Genomic DNA, 23,855 nt, shown 5'->3' on the forward strand with positions numbered 1-23,855 from the left:
GAAGAAGGAGAATAAGTCAATATGGTAAAAACAATTGTGAAAAATAGAAGAGCAAATTTTGATTACCACGTTATAGAAACGTATGAGGCGGGTATTGTATTGAAGGGCTCTGAGGTGAAATCTATTAGAGAAGGAAAGGTTAGTTTAACTGATTCTTTTGCCCAAATTGTTCAAGGTGAACTTTTTCTTTTCAATATGCATATTTCTCCTTATGAGAAATCTCGTGTTGAATTAGATCCTAAGAGAGACAGAAAACTTCTATTGCATAAAAGTGAAATAAGAAGGATTGAAAGTAAATTGAAAACAAAAGGTCTTACTTTGGTGCCTCTTGAGTTATATTTCAAAAATGGATTGGTAAAAGTCAATTTAGCGCTTGCTAAAGGAAAGAAAAAATATGAAAAAAGGGACAAATTGATTGAAAGAGAACAGAAAAGAGAGATTAGAAGATACTTATGATTTTTCTTATTCTTTCTTTAAGTATTAATCTTTCTGGGGATGTATATACTTTTAAGGAATACATAATTAGGGGAAATAAATATGTTAAAAGTTCCTCTTTGCTTGAGGAACTTAAGTTTTCTTATTTCGAGGATCCCAATACACAGATTTTATCTATTCAGAGAGAAAAAGTCGTTTATATTATGCCGGATAATCCTTTTGTGAAAGTAAATGAAGAGATTTATCAATTAGAAGCCCCCCCTATAAGGGAAGGAAAGGAGTTGTTCATTCCTATTTCTTCTCTTTCTTTTATTTTGGGAAGTTTAACAGATATGGAAGTGAAGTTCACGGGTGAGGTGCTTGAGGTTGGAAGTAAGGCCAACATTTACAAAACTAAATGGGATGTTTCTTCTTCGGAGACTGTCTATACTATTGAGTGTTCCTCTAATTTAAAAACTTTATTTAATAGAGTTGGAGAGGAATGGGTTTTAGTAATTTTTGACCCTATTTATAATAAAAACGTCTTTGATCTTACTCCTAATGGGCTAATAAAAGAGATAAAACTTGAAGAAGGCAGCGGTTTTGTAAAGATTCGCCTTAAAACAGAAAGGAATGTTACGATAGATTCTATTAGAGAAGGTTCTTTATTGAAATTGAGAGCAAAAACTTTTGTAGAGAGAAGAATAAGAACTATTGTGATAGACCCTGGACATGGGGGAGAGGATCCAGGAGCTACTTATAAAGATATAAAAGAAAAGGATATTGTTTTAAAAGTGGGGAAAGAACTTTACGAAAAACTAAAGAATAAGGGGTTTAATGTAATAATGACAAGAACGGAGGATGTTTTTCTTCCCTTGAAGACGAGAACAAGATTTGCCGATTCGGTTAGGGCGGATCTTTTTGTATCAATCCATTGCAACGCAGCTCCTTATAAGAGAGAAATGGAGGGAGCAGAAACTTACTTTCTTTCAGCTGCAAGGAGCGATTGGGCAAGAACTGTAGAAGCGACTGAAAACTCAGCAATTAGATTTGAGGTGAAAGAAGGTGGAGGGATCTCGGAACTTGATTATATTTTAAACGATCTTGCTCAAACTCAATTTTTAGAAGAATCGCAGCAGGCTGCTATTTGTATTCAGGAAAGTATGGTTCATAAGACAGGGCTTTATAATAGGGGAGTGAAACAAGCGAATTTTTATGTCCTTCGCTTGAATTTTATGCCTGCGGTTTTAGTAGAAATTGCTTTTATCACGAATTCTTCTGATAGAGGAAGGTTATTAAATGAAAATTTTATTAAAGGAATTTCCGAAGCAATTGCAGAAGGAATAGAAGCTTATGCAAAATCTCGAACATAAAGAAAGACCTATTGGAGTTTTTGATTCTGGGATTGGAGGGCTTACTGTCGTAAAAGAAATCAGGAAAGTTCTCCCCAAAGAAGCGATTATTTATTTTGGAGATAGTGCAAGAGTTCCATATGGGACAAAGTCTAAAGAAACAATTTTACGATTTGCAAGAGAAGATGTTAAGTTCCTCCAAAGGTTTAATGTGAAAGTAATTGTTGCAGCGTGTTTTTCTGTTTCTTCAAATGCCTTAGAGGAACTAAGAAAAGAGACTTCAATTCCAATCATAGGAATGATTGGTCCTGGAATAAATAATATTTTAGAAAAATCATACAAGAAAATCGGAATAATTGGAACCCAGGCTACAATCACAAGTAAAACATTTGAAAGAGTGTTAAAGAATAAATTAAAAGGGATAAAAATATACTCTAAAGCTTGTCCCCTTTTTGTTCCTCTTGTAGAAGAGGGTTGGTTTTCTGGGAAAGTTCCAGAGCTTGTTGCTGAGGAGTATCTTGCTCCTCTTTTAGATAACAATATAGAGGCTTTAATCCTCGCTTGTACTCATTATCCTTTGCTTTATCCTACTATAAAAAAAATTATCGGCGAGAAAGTTGATATAATTGAACCTGGGAAAGAAGTGGCTATCTTTTTAAAGAAATTTTTAGAGAATAATAATTTAATCGGATTTGGAAGAAACTCGCTTTCCTTATATTTTTCTGATATTCCAAGAGACTTTAGAAAGATAATAAAGAATTTCTTAGGAACTTATCCAAGGAAGATTCATCTTGTAAATGTAGAGAATTAGGTATTATCTTCTCCTCTTTACATTTTTGTAAAAATAAATATTTTTTAATAAATGAATATTTTAATTGTGGATGATTCAAGGGATGAGTTATTGCTGCTTAAAAGAATCCTAAGCGGTGAGGAGCAAGTCAGTATATATCTAGCAGAAACTGCAGAAGAAGCTTTTGATATTCTTGGAATAAAAGAAAAGAAGAAAAGAAAAAAAATAGATCTTATTCTAATGGATATAAGAATGCCCAAAGTAGATGGGCTTGAAGCCTGTAGAATTATAAAGGCAGATGAAGAACTGGGAGAAATACCAATAATAATGGTTACAGGGCAAAAGGATGATGCTCATCTTCAGGCATCTTTTGAGGTGGGGGCAAATGATTACATAACAAAACCGATAAATAAAATAGAACTTATTTCTCGAGTTCGGTTAGCTTTGAAACTTAAGGAAGAGATAGAAAAAAGAAAAAAGAGAGAACAGGAACTACTCGAAATCACAAAAAAGTTAGATGAAGCGAATAAGAAGTTAAAACAAATGTCTTACCTTGATGGACTAACCTCTATTCCAAATCGTCGGTATTTTGAGGAATTCTTTCGTAGGGAATGGAGGCACGCTATTAGGGCTAAAACTCCAATATCACTTATTATGTTTGACATTGATTACTTTAAAGCTTATAATGATACATATGGGCATTTAAATGGGGATGAGTGCCTTAAAAAGCTCGCTTTTCATATGAGTAGTTTATTGAAAAGACCGAGGGATTTTCTATGTAGATATGGAGGAGAAGAATTCATCGCAGTTCTTCCTGAGACGGATGAAAGAGGAGCTTTTGAAGTAGCAAGTAGATTTTTAAGGGAAACGGAAAAATTAAAGATTGCTCATAAAGCTTCAAAAATAAATAAAAATGTTACAATAAGCATAGGAATTGCAACAACAATTCCTACAAGAAAAGGAAAACCAAATAGATTTGTTGAAGAGGTTGATAAAGCTCTTTATCAAGCAAAACGATCTGGTCGGAATTGTATAAAAATAGCGAAGAGTAAAAAGGAGGTTAAAAGAAGTGGAGGAAGAGAAAAGAAGTAAGAAAATTAAAGTTTATGTTCCAGAATATGCGATGAAACTAATCCCCAACTTTATTGAAAATAGAGAAAGGGATATAAAAACAATAGAAAGCTCCTTAGAGAAGGAAGATTTTAAGACAATAGAAAGGATTGGGCATAGCATAAAAGGTTCAGGAGCTACATATGGATTTGAAAAACTATCCGAAGTTGGAGGGGTTATTGAAGAGTCTGCAAGAAATAAAGATATTGTAAAAATTAAGAACAGTTTAGAAGAAATGAAAAATTATTTAGATAATGTTGAATTTGTAAGCGATCAACAAAGTTGAAAAATTTGAGTTTTTTATTTTTAGCCCCTTGACTTTATATATAGAATTTCTATAATATAATATTAGAGAAATCCTATATATTTAAGAAAGGGGGATTCTTATGGAAAGAAAGAGGGGGAAAAACCCTCGAAAAAGTAGAAAATTATCAAAAGAAGGTTCTCGCCCCTATGAATCCCAAGAAGATGTAAAAATAGATAAGTATAACAAAATAATAGCGGATAATGCTCCTTTATTAATTTTTGTCCACAGAAAGAAATTTATTTATGTTAACAAAACAGCCGAAGATTTTTCTGGTTATTCTTGTAGGGAATTACTTAAAATGAACTTCTGGGATTTTGTTCATCCTGAATTTCAAGATCTTTTTAAGGCAAGAGGTTTAAAACATCTTAAAGGAGAAAAAGTTCCTTCTTATTATGAGGTTAAAATTATAAGGAAAGATGGGGGAGAAAGGTGGATTGCTTGTGGGAGTAAACATTTAGAAGATTTTAGGGGAGGCCCTGCTGTTCTTACTTCAGCTATTGATGTGACAGACAAAAAGAAGGCGGAAGAAGAATTAAAAATTCAGAAAAATTATTTTAAATCTTTGTTTGATAATTCTCCAGTTGCAATAGCTTTACTTGATGTAGATGATAGAGTTTTACAGATTAATAAAAGTTTCCATGAATTATTTAAGTATTCCTTTGAAGAAGTCAAGGGAAAATACATTCAAGATTTAATATTTCCTAAGAATCTTAGAGAAGAAATGCAGGCTTTTTCGCAAAAGTTGTTAAGAGGAGAAATAAAAAAACCAGATACTGTAATGAAAGGGAAGAACGGTGAGTTAATAGATGTTCATATTAGCGGAGGTCCTATAAGTGAAGAAGGGAAAATTATCGGGGTTTTTGCCATATATAATGATATAAGAGAAAGGAAAAGAGCAGAGATTGAGCTTAAAAACAGTGTATGCAAACTAACAGAAATCTTATCCGGAACGGTTGCAGCCCTTTCGGAAACTGTAGAGAAAAGAGACCATTTTACAGCAGGGCACCAAAGAAGAGTTACTCAACTTGCGATTGCTATAGGGAAAGAAAAAAATCTTACCAATGACCAATTAAATATTCTTAAAATTGCTAGTGCTCTTCACGATATTGGAAAGATCCATGTCCCAGCAGAAATTTTAAATAAGCCTGTTAATCTTAGCGAATATGAAATGGCTCTTGTAAGAAATCACGCTCAGGCAGGTTATGAGATATTAAAATCTGTAAATTTTCCAGGTCCTGTAGCAAAAATAGTGTCGCAACATCATGAGAGGATGGATGGATCTGGATACCCTTATGGGCTTAAAGGAAAAGATATTATGATTGAGGCGAGAATTATAGGGGTTGCTGATGTTGTAGAAGCAATGAGTTCAAGAAGGCCTTATAGAAGTCCTTATAATATTGAAATTGTTCTAAATGAGATTGAGAAAAACAAAGGAGAGCTTTACGATCCTGAAATAGTAGAGATTTGTATAAAACTTTTTGAAAATGGATTTAAGTTTAAGGAGATAAGCGTATTTGATAAAGATTTAATTGAAAAATGTAGCTTTTGAGGTAGATAAGGAACTTTTCTTTAGCTCGTTCGTCTTTTATTTTAAGTTACCTCTTGACTTATGTAAAATATAACATATGTTATCATAAAAAAATCCAGGAGGGATTTTATGGTGTTTATTTTAATTTTACTAGGACTTTTTTCTTCTAAGCCAAAGGAAAAGCCAGTGGCAATAGTGGGAAGCCAGGAAGTTTTTATGAAGGATATTCCGGAAGGGAAAACTATTGAGAAATATGTAAGGGATCTTGTTCTCTTTTTTCTTGCAAAAGAAAAAGGTTATGATGATTCTGTGCGGGCAAATGTAGAGGAGAGATTTAATAGAGAAGTTATTAGAAAGACTTTTAGAGAAAGAATTACAAGACGTGCAGAACCAACACCTTATGAATGTGTAGTCCATTATATAAATTCTGGTAAGGAGTTGAAGATTCAACTTATCCAAACAGATAAGTTCTCTAACGCTCTTAAGGCTTATTTAGAAATTATGGTGGGAAAGGATTTTGGGAGTGTAGCTGAGAAATATTCTTCTATTCCGGAATTGAAGGAAGCTAAAGGTGAAATAAAAGAACCTCTAAAATATTCTCCATTTTTACCTGTTACTATTAGAAAGATTTTTAATTTAAAGAAAGGAGAGGTTTCATTTCCCATAAAATATGCGAGTTTCTGGAATATAATAAAGGTAATTGATGTTCAACAACATAATGTTTTTGATAGAGGTAAAATTAGAGGAGAAATTTCAGGACCGAAAATAAAAGGAGAAGTCTCAAGAGAGAAAGCATCCATTTTTTCTTCCAGGTTAAGAAGACTAATTGAATGGCTTGTGAATACAAAAATTAATTCTAAAGGGCTTTCTTTTCTTTGGGAGAAAGTAGAATCTCTTGGTAGAGAAGTTTTATTTAGGAAAACAGCTTGGGGAGAGGAAGAATTAAAAGTTGTTTTAGCGAGAAGTGCTCTTGGAGAATACACAATAAATGATCTAATAGAGGATATAAATGCTGGGAAGATAGATATTGCTTTGATAAATAGTGAAAAAGTGGTTGCAGATTTTATAGCGGATTGTATTCGAAATGAGTTTCTTGTTGTTTTCTCTAAGAGGCTTGGGGCTCATAGAGATCCTTACCTTATTGAAAATTATAATAGAAGTCTTATGAATTCTACGGTAGATTTTTTTAGAAGAAAGGAGATTTTGAGTGTAATTACAGAAAATGACGATGAATTAAAGACTTTTTATGAAGCGAATAAAGAAAAATATAGAGTTGAGGAGAAAAGGAAGGTATATTTAATTGAGGTTCAAGAGGAAAAAGAAGCCCAAGAAATAAGAAGAAAGCTTTTAAGAGGCGCGAAGTTTGAAGTTCTCGCCAAAGAAAGGTCTATTGGTATTGGGAAGAAGAGAGGAGGGGAGGTAGGTTATATTGGAAGGAAGTATAAAGATCTTGGAGAAGTGGCCTTTCTTCTTAAAAAAGGAGAGATTTCTAAACCTTTTAAGACGGAGAAAGGTTGGGCAATTATAAAAGTTACAGATATAAAAGAAAGTTATATTCAAGAATATTCAAAAGTAAAAGGAACTGTAGCATATGACTACAGAAAACAAAAAGCAGAAGAAATAGAGAATGAGTTTTTTGAACGAAATAAAGAACGTATAGGTGTTAAGATCTTTCTCTAAATGAAGGGAGGAAATTATGTTAAGAAAGATTGGATTAGTTGTAATAATTGTTGGGTGTCTTTTTTCTATCGAGAGTTGCAAAAAGGATAAAGGGCAAAGAGAAAAAATTGTTGCTAAAGTGGGGAAAACTTATCTAACAGTGGATGACTTTATAGAAATATACCCTCCTCAACTTCTTATACAAGCTCCTAAGAATTATAGAAAAGCATTAATTGAAAATTGGGTTAATAATGAGATTATATATAGAGAAGCTTTGAAAAAAGGAGTGCATAAGAGACCAGAAATCCAGAAAAGGATAGATAGGATTAAGAAACAATTGGTTACGACGAGTTACTTACAAGATTTGTTAGAGAAAGAACAATTTGTTTCTGAGCTTGAGGCAAGAGCTTATTTTGAGAAGCATAAAGAAGAATTTAGCACTGTGATAGAGATATCTCATATATCTTCCAATTCAAGAGAAAAAGCAGAAAAGATTCTTTCAGAACTTAAATCTGGAAAGAATTTTGCAGAGCTTGCAAAGAAATATTCTACCGATGGAGAGTCTTCTTCAAATGGAGGATATCTTGGAACTTTTAGAATGGGAGAACTTTCTAATTATCCTCTTTTTGAAAGAGCAGCTTTCTCTCTTAAGAAACCAGGGGAAATATCCCCTGTTTTAGAGACAGAGTTTAATTATGATATAATAAAATTGCATTCAAGGAAAGAAATTCCTGTAGAATATGAGAAAGTTGCCAATACTATAATCTCTAAGTTAAGAATTGAAAAAATTCAAACGAGAATAGAGAAATTATCAGATTCTTTAAGGAAGATCTATCCTTATGAGGTATTTCCTGAAGTTTTAGAGGAAGAGCTGGGCGTTCCATCAGTTTTACCAAAAGAGGAAAAAAGTGAATCTTTGAAGTAAATATGTAATGATTTTATTTTTGTTTTTTGCCTTTGATGGAATAGCTTGTGTTGTTGATAGAGAGGTAATAACTCGAGAGGAACTGAGATATATTTCTGTCTTTTATCCGGGGATTAGTTCTCAGGTTTTGCTTGAAAAACTTATAAATGATAAAATTATTCTTCGGATAGCAGAGGCTGATACTTTAAAAGTAAGTGATGAAGAAATTGCAAAAATGAAGGATGAAATGTTGCTGAATAATCCATCCCTTAGTTTTATTCTTAGAGATGAATATCTTGATAAGGTTTATACTGAACAACTAAAAGCCCAGGCTTATTCTAATAAACTGGTCTCTTCAAAGTTTAGAGAAAAGTTGAAAATCTCTCCCGGAGAGGTGCACAATTTTTACAACACTTATAAAGATTCTTTAAGGATGCCGGAAACTGTTGTTTTTCAAAGATTACAAATTCCTGTTTTATCTCCCGAGAATGACATTTTTCTTAAAAAGGCGAAACGAATCTTAGATGAGTACATAAAAGGAATGGATTTCTCTTTACTTGTAAAGAAATATTCTGATGATTTTGCTACAGTTCCTTATGGGGGAAGAATAGGAAGTTTTACTCCTCAAGATATTCCAATCTATTTTGCTCAGGTTCTTAAACTTGAGGAAGGAGAAGCGGAAATATTTGAGTCTCCTCGGGGCTATCATATTATAAGATTAGAAGGAAAAGATGGAATAAATTTAATTCTCTCGCAGATATTAGTGGAGGTTAAACTAAAAGAAGAAGAAATCAGAAGAAGAGAAAGAGAAGCTCTTAAGATAAAAGAAAAATGGGAAAAAGGAGATACTACCTTTCCTTATGAAATAGAAAGTATGGGGCCTATCCCCCTCAAAGCTCTTACTCCGGAGCTTTTTTCAATAATTGATGCTCTTAAACCTGGAGAAGTGAGTAAACCAATATTGGAAGGAAGTAAGTTTTATCTTTTTAAGATTGTCAAAAAAGAAGAAAGTAAAGTCCCAGAATTTTCAGAGATAAAGGATAAACTAACTAGTTTGCTTATCCAGAAAAAAATGTTAAAACTTTTAAGTAAGATTATTGAGGAAGAAAAAAAACACGTTTTTGTAAAGAAATTATAAATTGAATATATATATTTTGTTCTGAGCAATGATTGGAATAACCTTAGGGGATCCAGGAGGAATTGGTATTGAGGTTACTCTCAAAGCTCTTTCTAATTTTAAAGAAGGGCGCTTTATCCTTTTTGGGAATGAGAGAGCCTTGGAATATTATTCAAAAAAGTTAAGCCTAAAGATTCCTAAGAACGCTGAAATATGGAATATTAAGGGTGATTTTTTTATAGGGGAGATTAATCCAAATAATGGAGAAGTTGCTTATAACTCCATAATGGAAGCAATAAAAGCTGTAAAAAATGGAATGTGTAATGCAATTGTAACAGCTCCTATAAATAAGAAAGCTCTTCAACTTGCAGGCTTTGATTATCCTGGACATACAGAAATTCTTGCAAGAAATTTTTCTTGCGAAGATTTTGCGATGATGATGGTTTCTGAGGAGATGAAGATAGTATTTGTCACCACCCATATCCCTTTATCTTCTGTTTCTCTAACTCTTTCGAAAGAAAAAATTATAAAAAAGACAAAATTGGCTTATAAATATCTTAAACTTTATTGGGGTTTAGAGAATCCATCTTTTGGAGTTCTTGCCTTAAATCCACATAAAGGGGATGAAGGTCTTTTTGGGAGGGAAGAGGAGGAGGTGATAAAACCTGCGATAGAAGAATTGAGGATGGAAGGAGTTAATATAGAAGGTCCTTTTCCCTCCGATACGTATTGGATTTCTCAGAGAAAGGACTGCACAGTTGCTCTTTATCATGATCAAGGGATGATTCCATTTAAATTAAAGAGTTATGGTAAAGGGGTAAATATTACCTTAGGGCTTCCGATTCCTCGAACCTCTCCTGATCATGGAACAGCTTTTGATATAGCTGGGAAAGGAGTGGCTAATCCCGGGAGTATGAAAGAAGCTATAAAATTAGCTTTGAAGATAGCAGATGTTTGAGCTTCTTTTCTTAACCTCCTACGTTAATATTTCTAAATTTTCGGATGAGCTATATTATAGATATTATAGAAATGAAGTCTCTGAGGCTCCTATTTTGATTAGAGATGTTATTCTTGCTAATTATTATTATAACGGTTATTATTTATATTCGGAAGGAGGGGAAAGTTTTAGTTTATGGGGGGAAAAACTCTTAGAAGAGAAATTTGGTATCCTACTTTATGGAGAAATAAAAAAAAGTCTCCGAAAGAGTTCTAAAGTTAAAAGAGAAGAGGGGTTAATTCCGGACATTGAACTTGAGTTGAAGATGCCGAGAGGGCTTTCTTATATATTGGGAGAGGGAGGGGAGATAAAAGTTAAGGGTTCTCAATCAATAGATTTAAGATTAGAGCAAACGAAAAATACTTACTCTTTTCAGGAAGCACTTCCTTCATACTCATATCCTCAGATTATCCTTGAGCAGAGACTTAAGGCAAATGTAGATGGAACAATAGGAACTAAATTAAATGTGGAGATCGATCACGATTCTGAACGGTCTGAGCAGGAGAATGACCTAAAAATATGGTATGGAGGAAGAAGCGGAATGGATACAGAGATTGAGGATGAGATAATTCAAGAACTACATTTAGGTGATGTTGGAAGTATGGGTGGAGATAAATTATTTGGCATTTCAACAAGAGGTCAGTTTGGTTCAACAACTTTTGACTTAAATATTGGAAAACTTGAAACTGACGAGGTTTCTGGGAGCGATTACGTAAGCGTAAGTTCTCAGACAATCATTCGTAATGAGAGAGATTACGTAGATGGATTTTATTATACTGGGCTCAAAATTATTCCAGATTCCATAATAGAATATGGTCTTTTTGCTAGTGTGGGAGGTGATTTTAGTGGAATACCCACATCTTTGTTTGAATTTAATGGAGAATATATTGGAGAGGCTCGTTTTTTAGAGCTTGAGAAAGGTAAAGATTACGAACTTAGAGAATTATTAATTTCTGGAAAGAGAAGAAGATTACCTTATTTTCGTATAATAAACTTAGGCAAAATAATAGATGGAAGGACAAGATTGGGAGTATATATCATTTATGCAGATTCAACAGGTAAAATAGACACGCTTGGGGGAATTAAAAGAGATCCTACGGATCCTAAAAGAATTGAATCTCTTACACTTTATCAGCTAAGATCTCCAAATCCAACACCTTCCGATCCATCGTGGTGGCTTAGAATGCGGAATGTGTATAGTTTTGGGAAAGGGGAAGAAGGGCCTTTCAATCTTAGGGTTGATATTTACAAAATTATTTCTGGTGGGAATGATGAGGAGACTAATGATAAAGGGATACCATATGCCCAAATTCTTGGAATTAATAAATCAAAGGGATTGATAGATCCAAATCAGGTTCTTTGGGAGGATGGTTGTATTATCTTTCCAGAGCCTTATCCTTTCTTAAATCCTGAGTTGGGGAGTGATACTGTTCCAGAAATTTATAGAAAATCAATTGATTTATTCCCAGAGATAGGTAAAAAATATAAAATAGTAATTACAACAACTTCTTCTATAAGGTCCTTTACTTTGAAAGGAATGAAACCTATAGTTGAAGGCTCAGAAGTATTGACTGTGGAAGGAGGTAGAACTTTACAAAAAGGGATAGATTATACAATAAATTATTATACAGGTGAAGTAGAACTTAAAGAAGGATTAGTGTTACCGCCGGATGCTAAGATTCGGTATTCTTTTAAAAGTCAACCTTTACTCTCGTTTAAGTCCCAATATAGGAGTAAGCTAAATCTTCAATCTAATTTTATCAAAGATGGGAAGTTGAATTTTGATCTTCAGTTTCTTTCTAGATCAGATAAAGGTGTTTTCCGTCCCGTGGTAGGTAAGGAGCCTTCAAACATTGCTTCAGGGAAACTTGATTTTTCTCTTAGAAAAGAGCCTGAGTTCTTAAGTGATTTCTTTAGTAAAATGCCTTTTGTGGATGATAAGAGCAAATCTGGATTTGCAATAAATGGAAACTATGGTTTTTCCTTACCTAATCCTGCCTCCAATGGAAAAAGTTATCTGGATGATATGGAATCAATTAATCTTTCTTTGAATATTGGGCTGGAGGATTTTAGATGGTCTTATAGTAGCGTCCCTAATGGAAATAATATAAATAATATTTGCAAGATAGACTGGTTTACCGATAGATATTATTATTATAGTAGGATATTTCCTGCTTATTCTGAAGCTTCTTTTAGTGAAAATCGGACTAGTGTTTTGGTTCTTTATTTCCAACCTAAAAACGTTGAAAGCTGGGGTGGAATTATGCAGGCTTTTACCCGAGCGCAGAATTTCTCCAAAAAGGATTTTCTTGAGATATGGATTAAAGGAGATGGAGGAGAGTTCATATTTGAAATGGGATCAAGAATGGCAGAGGATGCCCCAAGATGGGGTAAAAGTTCTAGTGGTTTGGATTCTTTAATCCAACCAAATGGAATTTTAGATAAAGAAGACAAAAATGGAGATGGGCTTTTGCAGGCAGAAGAAGATTGTGGGCTTGATGGTGTTAGGATGAATGATGAAAATTGGTTTTATAGACCAGATACTTTATATGATGAAGGGGTAGATGATTATTATGGTAAAGGAGGAAGTTTTAAAGATTCTTTAAAAAGCCATAATAAGGAAGGGAATGGTCGATTGGACTCAGAAGATCTTAATGGAGATTTTATCCTTGAAAAAAATAATGATTACTTTAGATATAAGATAGATCTTTCCTCTCAAAAATACTTGTCAAAAGAAGGCCTCAATGGGTGGAAGGTTTTTATAATACCCCTAAGGGATTCCTCTTGTTACGAAAAAATAGGGAATCCTTCTTTTGATAACATTGTTTATACAAGAATATGGCTTAGAGGATTTAGGGAAAATACAAGAATTACAATAGCCAAAATAGAGGCAGTTGGTAACGAATGGTTAAATAAAGGGGTTCATTTTGCTCTTAGCGATTCATTAAACCCTGAGGGTGGAAGTTTTATAGTTGGGTATAGAAATACAAGAGAGGACCCAGGATATGTCTCTCCTGTCGAGATGGAGCCAATTTATGGGATGAATACTTATGAGAGAGAGCAATCTTTATCTTTTAAGATAGATTTTTTAAAACCAAACAATTATTGTCTTATTGAGAAATATCTTGAGTTAGATGTTCAAAGTTATGGAGAAGGATATGATTTCCGTTTATACAAAAATTTAAACTTTTATACAAAATTTATTGGGGATTCTCCTGATTCTATTTTGGTTTTTATTAGGCTTGCTACAGATTCTGCTAATTATTATCAATACACTACAAACATTTCTCAAAAAGGCGATTGGGATACTCTTTGGGTTAATTTTGATAAATTTACAGAGTTAAAGGCTAATAATGAAACTAGAAGAGGAGAATATTCTCTTAAAGGGAATCCTTCTCTTAAAAATATTTCTTACCTTCAGTTGGGTGTATTAAATAAGGGGTCTACAGATGTAAAAGGAGAAGTTTTAATAGATGATATAATTTTAACCGGAGCAGATAAAAGAAGGGGTGATTTAATAAATCTTTCTTTATCTGGCAATTGCGGGGATCTTCTCCCTAATGTATCATACCAAATAAGTAAGCAGTCTTCAAATTATAAGAGTAATCTGTCTGAATTAAGAAGTTTAGGAGATAGAGAAGATTTTTCTCAAGGGTTTGGGTTAACAGCTAATATAGGGAATTTTTTGGGGGATATAGTTAATTGTCCTATTACAGTAAATTTAAGAGAAGCAAAGAGAATTCCTGTTTATAGAGTAAACTCTGATGTTTTGCTTAATGAAGAGGAAAGAAATTCACTTGCAGAGAAATCCGAAGGAAGGGATATTACCTTTAGTATCTCAAAGAAGACCAAATCAAAGAACTGGTTTCTAAGAAATACAATTGATAACCTAAAATTGAGTGGTTCTAATAGAAGAAGTGAAAATTTCTCTCCCTTTAAGAGAGCTGATACAACTGTAAGTTCAGCTTTTTCGGCTAATTATAGTTTAGATTTACCAAGGTTATCCTTCCCTATTTTTGGGGACAAGAATTCTTCTTTGCTTCCTAAAAAATTAGATTTTGGGACTAATTACGAGTGGAAAGAAACTGCGGAATATTCTTATAAAGATAAGGATTCTTTATATGAAAGAAAAGTTCTCCCAATAACAAAACAAATTAGAAGTTCTGCCAGTGTTTTTTATAATCCTATAAGATGGATAGAAGCAAATTATTCAATCTCTTTTAAAAATGATCTAAGAGAGAAAGAGGCTTTCTCACAAAAATTCTCTTTAAAAGATTTAGGTCAGGATGCTCTCTTAACCGAAAATCTTAATTTGTCCCATCGTTCAAGTCAATTTGGAGTTAATAATTTAAATCTTACTTATAAGGTAGACTTTAATCAAAATCATGAGATTGAATATTCAAAATCCTTAGGAGATTCTTTGGATGTTAGAAGTTGTTCTCGGCAAAAGACTGTTAGATTCGATGACGACCTAAAGCTGGGTAATTTCCTTGAAAAAATTCCAGGTCTTTCAAAAATTTCTCGTAACATTTCTCCATTAAAATTTTCTTATAATTTCAGTAAAAGTGGTAGTTTTGCTTATCTCAGTGCCAAGCCCAATTTCAAATTTAGATATGGGATTGAAGATAATCCGGAAGAAAATTTATTTGTAGATTTTAGTAATAGAGATGGCGGTAAAATTAATAAGAGTTATTCTATATCCTCTGGTTTTTCTTTATGGAGAATAAAAGTAGATATAAAAGGAAGACTCACAGAAAATGAACCTGATGATTTCCAGTTGAAGAGAAATCCTCAAGAAGCAAGAAAAAACTCAAAATTGACTTTCCCCGAGATATCCTTAGATATTTCAGATATTCAAAAATATATCCCCTATTTTAGTAATTATTTAAAAAGAGCTTCTTTCTCTCTTTATGTTACAAAAGATTCTTCTTATGAAAGGAGTATTGTAGATCAAACATATTCCTCAGGAAAGTCTTCTTTATCAATCACACCAGGACTAAATTTTAGTCTTAAAAATGATCTTGGAATTGGAATCTCTCCTAATTATACTTCAAGAAGAGATTTTCCACCTTCAAACTTAAATGGTTATACTACATCAAAGGGAGTAAAAGTATCTTTTTCGTATCAGATAAGGCCTTCTAAGACAGGATCTTCTTTTCCTCTTTTGGGGAGAATAAAGTGGGAAACTCCAATAAGTCTCAATGCCTCTTTTAATTTTAGTGATAATGAAAGTTATTACATCAATAGCCTTGGAAATAAATCCGTAAATACAGATAATAAGACAGTTGATTTTAATATTAATGGGAGTTACTCTTTTTCAGAAATGGTAACAGGAGGGTTATTATTTAACTATAGAAATTATTTTGATGAAAGATTGAAAATCTCTTCTTCTACATTTGGAGGAGGTATTAACGTAATTATAAATTTTTAAAAATTTCTATATATTTTTTCCTACTTCGGGTTCTACAATATGAGGGGTGATAAATATTAGGACCTCTCTTTTCCTTTCTTCTTTTTGATTGTGCCCAAAAGCCGCACCTATAATAGGAATGTTCTTTAATATAGGGACTCCGCTCTTTCTTTCCGTTATAGTTTTTGTATAGAATCCTCCAATTACGATTGTCTGGCCATCTTTTACAAGAGTTTGTGTTTCTGAGCGAGTTTCTGTTACTACTGTGTTATTTGTTCCAGGAACAACATCGCTTAACTCAACACTGAGATCCATTGTAATATCTCCTGCAGCGTTTATATGAGGAGTAACCTTTAGTTCAATACCAGCTGTATACCATCTTGTTATGGGTTGCCCATTAATATCAAGAGCGGTTATCGCAAATCTTTTTCCTCCGAAGATTCTGGCTTCTTTATTATTAACTGTTGTGACCCTTGGGTTGGAGTGAATTTCAAGCTTTTGGGCTTGCTCTAAAGCAATAAGTTTTGATGCAAGAGCCCCCCAATCTTGAACTGTCGCTACATTAATAAAGGCACCAGCGGTTGGCTCTGGAGGTAGAACGTGTTCTGCCTCCACTTTCAAATTAAAAGGTGTTGCTTTTAAATTGGTTACCTCCCAAGCTAAACCTAATTCTCTGGCTGCTGTTTGATCTATATCTACTATTTTAGATGTAATTGCAACTTGAGGTGTTTTCTTGTCAAGAGCTTTAATTAAACTTTCTACAGCTTCTAGCTTTGAGGGGATATCATTTACAATAATTGAATTTGTCCTTGTATCTATTTCTACTGTCCCTCTTTTTGAAAGTAGGGATTTTACCGCTCCTTCAACTTCCTTTGGTGTTGTAAATTCAAGGACATAAATTCCTCTTTTAAGGGGTTGTGACAATTCAATGTCTTCTCTTTCTTTTGCAAATGTTGCAGGGGAACCAACCCTTATCACATTATTTTCTATAATATAAGTATATCCTTTTGTTTTTAAGATTAAATCCATTGCTTTTTCCCATTCTACGTCATTCAATTCAACGGAAATGGTTCCCTTTACTTCATCTCCTATTATTATGTTCATTCCGCTAACCTGAGCTATTGAACGAAGAGTTGTCGCAAGATCGGCATTTTCTAATCTCATTGAAACTGTTTCTTGGGAGGGTTCGGTCTTGATAGGAGGAACTTCTTCCTCTTTTTTAGGTTCTTCCCAAACTACTTCTTCTTTAGCGCTCCAAGGGGTAAAATCGTTAGTATTTGTATTTAACTTAATAGAAATTGTATTTACTGTTGGATTAGAAATTTCGTAGGTGTAGTTATCAGAGCGTTGAATAACTACCCTTGTTAGAGAAGCAGCTGAGATGTAAGACAAAGCAATATTTTCAACCCCCCCTCTATTTACTTCCCAAAAATTACCACTAAGAGCGCTAGTAGTCTCAAGAAGGTCTAAAACTAACTTATGATCCATTGTAAACTCAGAAAATGTTGCATAATCGGTTAAAGTAAAGAGAATTTCTGTGTAACCATTAGTTTTTCTGACTTCAATATTTGTGAGTTCTGGATCCTTTGGATTTGCAAAAGTTAAACATGGTAATAATAAACACAAAAGAAAGATTTTTTTATACATATTCACCTCTCTCCTTTCAAAGATAAAGTAACTTTAACTTCTTCTCCAAACTTTCTAAGCAAAAAACTCACAGAAGATTCTGTAATTTTACTTACTCTCCCATCAATTACAGGGTCTCCCTCTTTCAAAACATAACCCCTATTTCCTTCTTTTAAGATGGCAAAATATTTGTTTTTAACCCAAACAATTCCAGTGAGAATTGCTAATTCAACATTTAGGAGTTTCTCTTCTCCTTCACCTCCTATAATTAGAGGAAGAAAAGGATCGGGATTACCTCTGTCTGAGTAATACACTTTAACCCAGTTTAAAGCTTCGTCAAATTCTTTTAAGGTATCAACCAAAGTGCTATCCACTTCTTTAGGTTGTTCTTTTTTCTCTTCTTTTGCTGAAGTTATAACATTGAAAATTTCTGCATTTTTTGTTCTTAATTCGTTTTTAGGGGGGGAAAAAAATCTTACTGTCTTTCCTAACACTTCATTAAAAATACTACCTTTTTCTCTATCACAGCTTAATAAAACTAAAAAGAAAAAAATAACCATAATTTTAAAAAGGTTCTTACCCTTCAACTTTTCCTCCTTTTGTTATATAGGTAAGGAGTTCAAAAGTTGCAGAAACTGCAAATTTTTCTTCCTTCTCTTCCTTAATAGTAATAGGAGAAAGTTTCAGATTTCTAACATTAACAATCCTTTGCATATTATTTAGTTCAGCCATAAATCCTGCTATATTATGGTAACCTCCTTCAACTTCCATTTGTATTACAATTTCACTATATTTTTCTTTTTGGGTCCTACTCACCGGTTTGAAATGTTTTATTTTTACTTCGTTTTTTGTAGCTCTTTCTGTAAGAGTTTTAACCAAATCTGAAATTTTCTCTTCTTTTGGTAACATTTTTTGTGCTTGATTCCACCTTGCTGCAATAATTTTGTGTTTTCTAATTGCTTCTTGCTTCCTCTGAACGATTGCCATTGTTTTGCTGAGTTTTAACTCTAAATCTTTATACTCTTTTTGTTTTATAGCTATTTTCTGGTTTTTTTCTTTTAACACAGTGAAATACATTCCAACCCCAATTAAAATTGCAATAAAAAGAACAATTACAGAACCTCTTATCTTTTTCATTTCTCGCCTCCAAGGTTAATTAGTCCGGAGAGTTGAAAGCTAATAACAGAATATTCTTTCTCTTCGGTTTCTTTAAATTCATCTAATTTCACTTCATCAAAGTAAGAAGAGGATTGCAATCTATCCATAAGATTTGATATCATAAAATTAGAAAAAGTTTTACCTTGGAGTTTGAATCTCTGAGCGTTTTCCTCAAATAAAGTGAACCATATATATTCTGGCTTTAGGCTATTTAATTCGTCCATTACATGGAAGTATAGGGAGCGACCTTTATTTAAAGTTTGGACAATAGTTATCCACTCATTTAGTTCCTTTTGTTGTTGTTCTATTTCTTCTACAATTTTCTTTTCTTTCTCAAGTTCTCTTAATTGTTGTTCTGCTCTAACAATATCTTCTTCCAATTTTTTAAGTTTTTTGTCTTTTTGGTAGTTTAAAAAAAATACTATCCCTATTGTGAGAATTAAAATTAATACAGAGAGAAACATATCGGCTTTAGGAAGCTTTAAAGTAGGCTTTTTAAACTTGACCTCTCTTACTTTTTTAAGTTGTTCCTCAGGGATCAGGTTTATTTTTATCATTTATAACCCCCTTAGAGCTAAACCCAAAGCAATTGCAAGCACAGGCGCTTCTTTCTCTAAATTAACTTTAATAAAGGATGATTCTTTGTCATATTCAAAATTAATAAATGGATTTATCACCTCTGTGTGGCACCCAAATCGTTCTTCTAAGAACTTTGGTAGTCCAGGTATCAGACTTCCTCCTCCACTTATTATAATTTCGCTAAAGCTTTCAAATCCTTCAGGTAAATAAGGTAACACCCTTTCTATAGCAACTCCTAGATCGTCCTGAAAACTTTCCATAGCGTTTTGATATGCGTATTGATCAATTTCTTCTTTTTTGCCGGATCGTATTATATCAGTGGCTCTTTCTCCATCTATTCCTGCTTCTCTCTGAAGGGCTTGAATTAAGTTGTTTACAGCTGTAGAGATTGAACGGGTAAAATGATTTATGGAACCTGTGACAAAGCTCATTGTAGTAGATTGAGCTCCAATATCTAATAGTCCTACTAATTTATTGGGTTTTGTTGTATAGTTAAATTCAAAAATGTTCTGAAGGGAGAAAGCAGGAATATCTAAGACAATCGGTTCAAGACCAACTTCTCTAAAGAGATTTATCCTTGCTTCAACGGAGCTCTTTTTTGCTCCCACAAGGATAACCTCCATAGAATCCTCTCCCGCATTAGGATTTACTATTTCAAAGTCCATGGATATGTCTTCAATGTCATAAGGAATGTATTGCTCAGCTTCCCACTTTATTTGCTCTCTCGCTTCTACTTCATTCATTTTTGGCATTTTTATCTTTTTTACAATTATATCTCTTCCTGAAATGCAACTAATAACTTGTTTGTTATCTATTTCAAGCTTTCCAAGTTCTTGCCTTATTGCGTCAATTACTGTCTCTCTGTCCATTAATTCCCCATCTACAATGGCATGAGAAGGTAATGGGGTAATACTACACTTTGTTAATACAGGTTTTTTGATACTTCCTTCTACTACTACTGTTTTAAGAGAATGGCTACCTATATCCATAGATAGCACTGAACTCTTTTTGAACATAAACACCTCTCTTCTTTTTTTAATTATAATTTATATTTCTATATTTGTCAAGTCTTTTAGCTAATTTTTGTGTTAAATTCAACACTTTATTTTTTGATTTACTTCAACTTTAAAAAAACTCTTGACTATTTCTTATTTTTTTTATAAATTAAAGCCAAATGAGACTAAAAGAAATAAGATTATCAGGATTTAAATCTTTCCCAAGTAAAACTTGTTTGAGTTTAAAAGAAGGGGTTACCTCCTTTGTGGGACCAAATGGTTGTGGGAAAAGTAATATCATTGATGCAATAAGGTGGTCTTTGGGAGAAACAAGCACAAAGGCTCTACGCGCAGAGGGAATGGAAGATTTAATCTTCTCGGGAACAGAGAAACGGCCTCCTGTAGGTATGGCAGAAGTTACATTAATATTTGAAAATAATGGAGGAATTCCGACGGAGTTTGATGAAGTAGAGATAAAAAGAAGATTCTTTCGTTCTGGTGAGAGTGAGTTTTTAATTAATGGAACACCTTGTCAGCTTAGAGATATTCGGAATCTTTTCGCTAATACGGGTCTAAAGTCTGCCATTTTGAGTCAAGGATCTGTAGAAGATTTTCTTATAGCTGATTCAGAAATAAGAAGGGAAATCTTTGAGTCGATTTCAGGTATAAAGAAATATAGGAATGATAAAAAAGAAGCAGAGAATAAACTTATTGGGGTTTCAGCTGCCCTTGAGAAATTGGAAATAATTCTTAACGAAAGAAGGAGTTCTGTTAATTCGTTAAAAATAGAAGCAAATAGAGCAAGAAGATTTCATAAATATAAAGAAAAATTAAAGGAGAAAACAATTATTTTAGCAAAGAAACAGCTTTTTGAAATGGAAAGGATTCTTGAAGAAAGAGAAAAAGTAAAGAAAGAACAAGAGGAAAGGATAGATCTAATTCAATCTATAATTAATAAATTGATGAGTGAAATAAAAATAGAAGAGGAGGTTCTAAAAGAAAAAAGGGAAGAATACAGATTAAAAGGGGATTTAATTCAAAGAGTTCAAGAAGAAATCTCTATTTTGAGAGAGAAAAAAGCAGCTAATTCTGGAGAATTGCGTCATATAGAAAATTATACTAAAGATTTTCCAAATAATATTTCAGATGTTATATTAGACTTACAAAATGAGTTAGAAGAGGTTAAGCAGAAAGAGAATAAATTAGATTATCAAATTTTAAATTATAAGCAAATAATAGAACATTTAGAAAAAAAGTATAAAGAACTAAATTCTTTAATAGAAGGGCTTAAAGAAAGAGAGCTTTCCCTTAAGATAAGAAGAGAAGAACAGATATCAAGAATGAATTTGCTTAATAGAGTAGTAGAAGAATGCAAAGGAGAGATTGAAAGAGAAATCTCTAAAATGAGAGAACTTAAAACCTCTATAGAAAGTAAAAGAGAAAGACTAAAAGAAAGCTCAGAAAAAATAAATAAGCTGAACGAAATGTTCAACAAATTGGAAAACGAAAAGACAATTCTTCTTAGAAGAATACAGGAAGAAAGGGCTGAAATAGAAAGAATAAAAAGGGAAATAGAATTTTATAAGAAAATCGATATTGAAGTCTCAGATGAGATAAAAAAAATTTCTAAGGAATTTAATTTACCTTTTCTTTCTGATGATTTAGAAGTAGAGAAGGGTTACGAATCAGCTATAGAAGCCATTTTAGGGGAAAAAGTTAAAGGTTTGGTTGTAAAGGTCGAAGAAATAAAGGAAATTTTGAATTTTATTAGAGATAGAGATTTGAGAGGGGGAGTTTTTGTAACAGAAGAAGGAAAAGAAGAAAAAGGTGGAATGGCAGAAGTTATTTTTGGGAGATTTGCTAATCTTTTGAAAAAAGAGCTTTCTAAATATAAATTTACAGAGACTCTTGGTGAAGCAATAGAAAAGGCAAAGAAAGAAGGAGGATATTGGGTAACGAGAAGAGGGGAGCTTGTGATTGACAACTTTATTATTCTTCCAAAAGACAAAGAAGGAGTCTTAGAGAGAAGAGCAAAAGAGAAGTTTTTATTTAAGAAGAAGGAAGAAAAGGAAGCCCGTCTTAAGATTCTGGAAGAGGAAAGAACAGAGATTTTAGATAAATTGAATCAAATAGAGAAAGAAATGGAGAAAGAAAAAAACAAAAGAGAAGAACTTGTAAATAGTGTTTCTAAAATAGAATTTGAAATTAGCCGTCTTGAGGTTAGATTGGAATCCATTACAGCTAATTTAGCTAATACTCAAAAAGATTTAGATAATATAAAAAAGACTCTTAAAGAAGAAGAGGAAGAAAAAAAGAATATTGAAGGAAAATTATCTTTGAATTTTGACGAACAAGAAAAAATAAAAAAAGAAATAGAAATAAAAGAAGGAGAACTTAAGAAGTTAGAAGAAGAAAGAAGAGAGATCGAAGAAAAAGAAAGAAGATTAAGAGAAGAAATGGGAAGGCTGAAAGAAGGTTTAAGGCTTCTTCAGAAAAAAGAGGAATTAAAGAAAGAAATTCAGGAGCTTGACGTTATTATTGAGAAAAAAACAAAAGAATTTGAGGATCAGAAAAAAGGAAATGTATCCTTAAATAGTGAAATCCAAAAAAGGGAAGAAGTTTTAATTGAGAAGAGAAAAGAGTTATTAAAAGAAGAGGAAGAGAAAAGTAAATTGGAAAGCCAGTTAAATGAGTTAAAAATGAAAATTGCCGAAGAAAGATATAAAAAAGAGGGTCTACAAAATCAGATATTCAAGGAGTTTGGAGTGGAAGTTACGCCAGAGAAAGTGGAAGTGAATGAAGAAGAGTTCTCTAAAGAAATAGAGATTTTAAAGAAGAGAATAGAAGCTCTTTATCCTGTGAATCCATTAGCTATGATTCAGTATGAAGAGAAGTTAAGAGAGTTAGAAAAACTTGAAAGGGAAAGAGCAGATCTTGTTGCTTCTAAAAAAGATATTGAAGAAACTATCTTAGAGATAGATGCAAAAGCGAAGAAAGAATTTGAAGAAACAATTAATAAGATTAAAGAGGATTTTAAATCTATATATAGTAAACTTTCTCCAGGAGGCGAAGCTGATATAAGATTGAAAGATGGAAATGTGTTTGAATCAGATATCGAAATTTTGGTGAGACCAAAAGGGAAAAAACTAAAAAATATGGAGCTTTTCTCAACAGGAGAAAAAACCATAGCTGCTATTGCTCTTCTTCTTTCTGTGATGCGTAAGTTGAGGTCTCCTATTTATATAATGGACGAAATCGATGCATCTTTAGATGAAAGTAATATTGAGAGATTTAACGATGTTCTCCGGGAGTTTGCAGAGGATTCTCAAATATTAATAGTTACTCATAATAGAGCCACAATGGAACGGTCAGATTACATATATGGGATAACCATGGAAGAAGAAGGTGTATCAAAGGTCCTTTCTATAAGTGTGAATGAAATTTAAAATTGTAATTAAATTTTATTTCTTATTTGCTTTAATATTTCTCGTAGGATGTAAGGAGATAAGATCTCGGGAATTTAAGATTATCCAGATTGGGGAAGAAAAAATAGAGGTTGAAATCGCTGATACTCCAGAGGAGTGGGAAATTGGCCTTGCATATAGGGATACACTTCCTGAGGATAAAGGAATGTTGTTTGTTTTCCCTACGTTGGAAAGAAGGGTTTTCTGGATGAGGGGGTGTAAATTTGATATAGATCTTGCCTATATAGAACCAAATGGGGTAATTTCGGAAATCATAACAATGAAAAAAGAGTCTCCTTTTACCCCTTTAGATTCTTTAAAGAGATATCCTTCCAAGTCATCAAAAATAAAGTTTGCTATTGAGATGATTGGAGGTTGGTTCAAGAGGCATGATATAAAACCTGGAGATAAAATTAATTTTAAGGATTATAAACCGAACTTCTGA

General features: G+C 32.9%; 18 protein-coding genes. 13 read left to right on the plus strand and 5 right to left on the minus strand.

Annotated elements, in window-relative coordinates; genetic code table 11:
- Positions 1-21 precede the first annotated feature (21 nt).
- From smpB to ABIN61_02530, 11 genes are all read left to right on the plus strand, one after another.
- Positions 22-456 (plus strand): SsrA-binding protein SmpB, encoded by a 435-nt coding sequence (smpB, locus tag ABIN61_02480; GenBank protein MEO0293072.1) that lies wholly within the window; start codon positions 22-24, stop codon positions 454-456.
- Complete coding sequence (locus ABIN61_02485) at positions 453-1,787, plus strand: N-acetylmuramoyl-L-alanine amidase (protein MEO0293073.1); 1,335 nt, start codon at positions 453-455, stop codon at positions 1,785-1,787. The genes smpB and ABIN61_02485 overlap by 4 nt, the downstream gene beginning before the upstream one ends.
- Complete coding sequence (murI, locus tag ABIN61_02490) at positions 1,768-2,577, plus strand: glutamate racemase (protein ID MEO0293074.1); 810 nt, start codon at positions 1,768-1,770, stop codon at positions 2,575-2,577. The genes ABIN61_02485 and murI overlap by 20 nt, the downstream gene beginning before the upstream one ends.
- Positions 2,578-2,628: 51 nt before the next feature.
- On the plus strand, positions 2,629-3,648 hold the full coding sequence (locus ABIN61_02495) for a diguanylate cyclase (protein MEO0293075.1): 1,020 nt from the start codon (positions 2,629-2,631) through the stop codon (positions 3,646-3,648).
- Positions 3,626-3,952: an Hpt domain-containing protein gene (locus ABIN61_02500; GenBank protein MEO0293076.1), complete on the plus strand. Its 327-nt coding sequence runs from the start codon at positions 3,626-3,628 to the stop codon at positions 3,950-3,952. Before ABIN61_02495 ends, ABIN61_02500 begins: the two co-directional genes overlap by 23 nt.
- A 100-nt stretch (positions 3,953-4,052) precedes the next feature.
- Positions 4,053-5,522 carry a PAS domain S-box protein gene (locus ABIN61_02505; GenBank protein ID MEO0293077.1) on the plus strand — a complete coding sequence of 490 codons (1,470 nt, stop codon included), beginning with the start codon at positions 4,053-4,055 and terminating at the stop codon, positions 5,520-5,522.
- A 108-nt stretch (positions 5,523-5,630) separates the two neighbouring features.
- Positions 5,631-7,181: a peptidyl-prolyl cis-trans isomerase gene (locus ABIN61_02510; GenBank protein ID MEO0293078.1), complete on the plus strand. Its 1,551-nt coding sequence runs from the start codon at positions 5,631-5,633 to the stop codon at positions 7,179-7,181.
- 16 nt (positions 7,182-7,197) lie between these two features.
- Positions 7,198-8,085 (plus strand): peptidylprolyl isomerase, encoded by an 888-nt coding sequence (locus ABIN61_02515; protein ID MEO0293079.1) that lies wholly within the window; start codon positions 7,198-7,200, stop codon positions 8,083-8,085.
- A 7-nt stretch (positions 8,086-8,092) separates the two neighbouring features.
- Complete coding sequence (locus ABIN61_02520; protein MEO0293080.1) at positions 8,093-9,202, plus strand: peptidyl-prolyl cis-trans isomerase; 1,110 nt, start codon at positions 8,093-8,095, stop codon at positions 9,200-9,202.
- A 28-nt stretch (positions 9,203-9,230) separates the two neighbouring features.
- The gene (gene pdxA / locus ABIN61_02525) at positions 9,231-10,139 is read left to right on the plus strand and encodes a 4-hydroxythreonine-4-phosphate dehydrogenase PdxA (GenBank protein ID MEO0293081.1); all 909 of its coding nucleotides are present in this window, start codon (positions 9,231-9,233) and stop codon (positions 10,137-10,139) included.
- Entirely contained in the window at positions 10,132-15,609 is a 5,478-nt protein-coding gene (locus ABIN61_02530) for a hypothetical protein (GenBank protein ID MEO0293082.1), read from the plus strand. Before pdxA ends, ABIN61_02530 begins: the two co-directional genes overlap by 8 nt.
- A 6-nt stretch (positions 15,610-15,615) precedes the next feature.
- Here the strand turns inward: ABIN61_02530 and ABIN61_02535 are convergent, their stop codons facing one another.
- Genes ABIN61_02535 through pilM form a run of 5 tightly spaced genes read right to left on the minus strand, consistent with a single transcriptional unit; the run spans position 15,616 to position 19,967 of the window.
- Positions 15,616-17,235, minus strand: a complete 1,620-nt coding sequence (locus ABIN61_02535; protein MEO0293083.1) for a secretin N-terminal domain-containing protein — start codon at positions 17,233-17,235, stop codon at positions 15,616-15,618.
- Positions 17,236-17,237: 2 nt separating this feature from the next.
- Positions 17,238-17,801, minus strand: coding sequence for a hypothetical protein (locus ABIN61_02540; protein MEO0293084.1), 564 nt, complete (start codon positions 17,799-17,801; stop codon positions 17,238-17,240).
- The gene (gene pilO, locus ABIN61_02545) at positions 17,791-18,351 is read right to left on the minus strand and encodes a type 4a pilus biogenesis protein PilO (GenBank protein MEO0293085.1); all 561 of its coding nucleotides are present in this window, start codon (positions 18,349-18,351) and stop codon (positions 17,791-17,793) included. The genes ABIN61_02540 and pilO overlap by 11 nt, the downstream gene beginning before the upstream one ends.
- Complete coding sequence (locus ABIN61_02550; GenBank protein MEO0293086.1) at positions 18,348-18,929, minus strand: PilN domain-containing protein; 582 nt, start codon at positions 18,927-18,929, stop codon at positions 18,348-18,350. The genes pilO and ABIN61_02550 overlap by 4 nt, the downstream gene beginning before the upstream one ends.
- The gene (gene pilM, locus ABIN61_02555) at positions 18,930-19,967 is read right to left on the minus strand and encodes a type IV pilus assembly protein PilM (GenBank protein ID MEO0293087.1); all 1,038 of its coding nucleotides are present in this window, start codon (positions 19,965-19,967) and stop codon (positions 18,930-18,932) included.
- A gap of 158 nt (positions 19,968-20,125) precedes the next feature.
- Between pilM and smc the strand changes: the two genes are divergently transcribed.
- Together smc and ABIN61_02565 are read left to right on the plus strand one after the other, a co-directional pair.
- Positions 20,126-23,392 (plus strand): chromosome segregation protein SMC, encoded by a 3,267-nt coding sequence (gene smc, locus ABIN61_02560; GenBank protein ID MEO0293088.1) that lies wholly within the window; start codon positions 20,126-20,128, stop codon positions 23,390-23,392.
- Complete coding sequence (locus ABIN61_02565) at positions 23,382-23,855, plus strand: DUF192 domain-containing protein (GenBank protein ID MEO0293089.1); 474 nt, start codon at positions 23,382-23,384, stop codon at positions 23,853-23,855. The genes smc and ABIN61_02565 overlap by 11 nt, the downstream gene beginning before the upstream one ends.

It is taken from the genome of candidate division WOR-3 bacterium (assembly GCA_039804165.1).
Lineage (GTDB): Bacteria > Hydrothermota > UBA3072 > UBA3072 > UBA3072 > JAFGHJ01.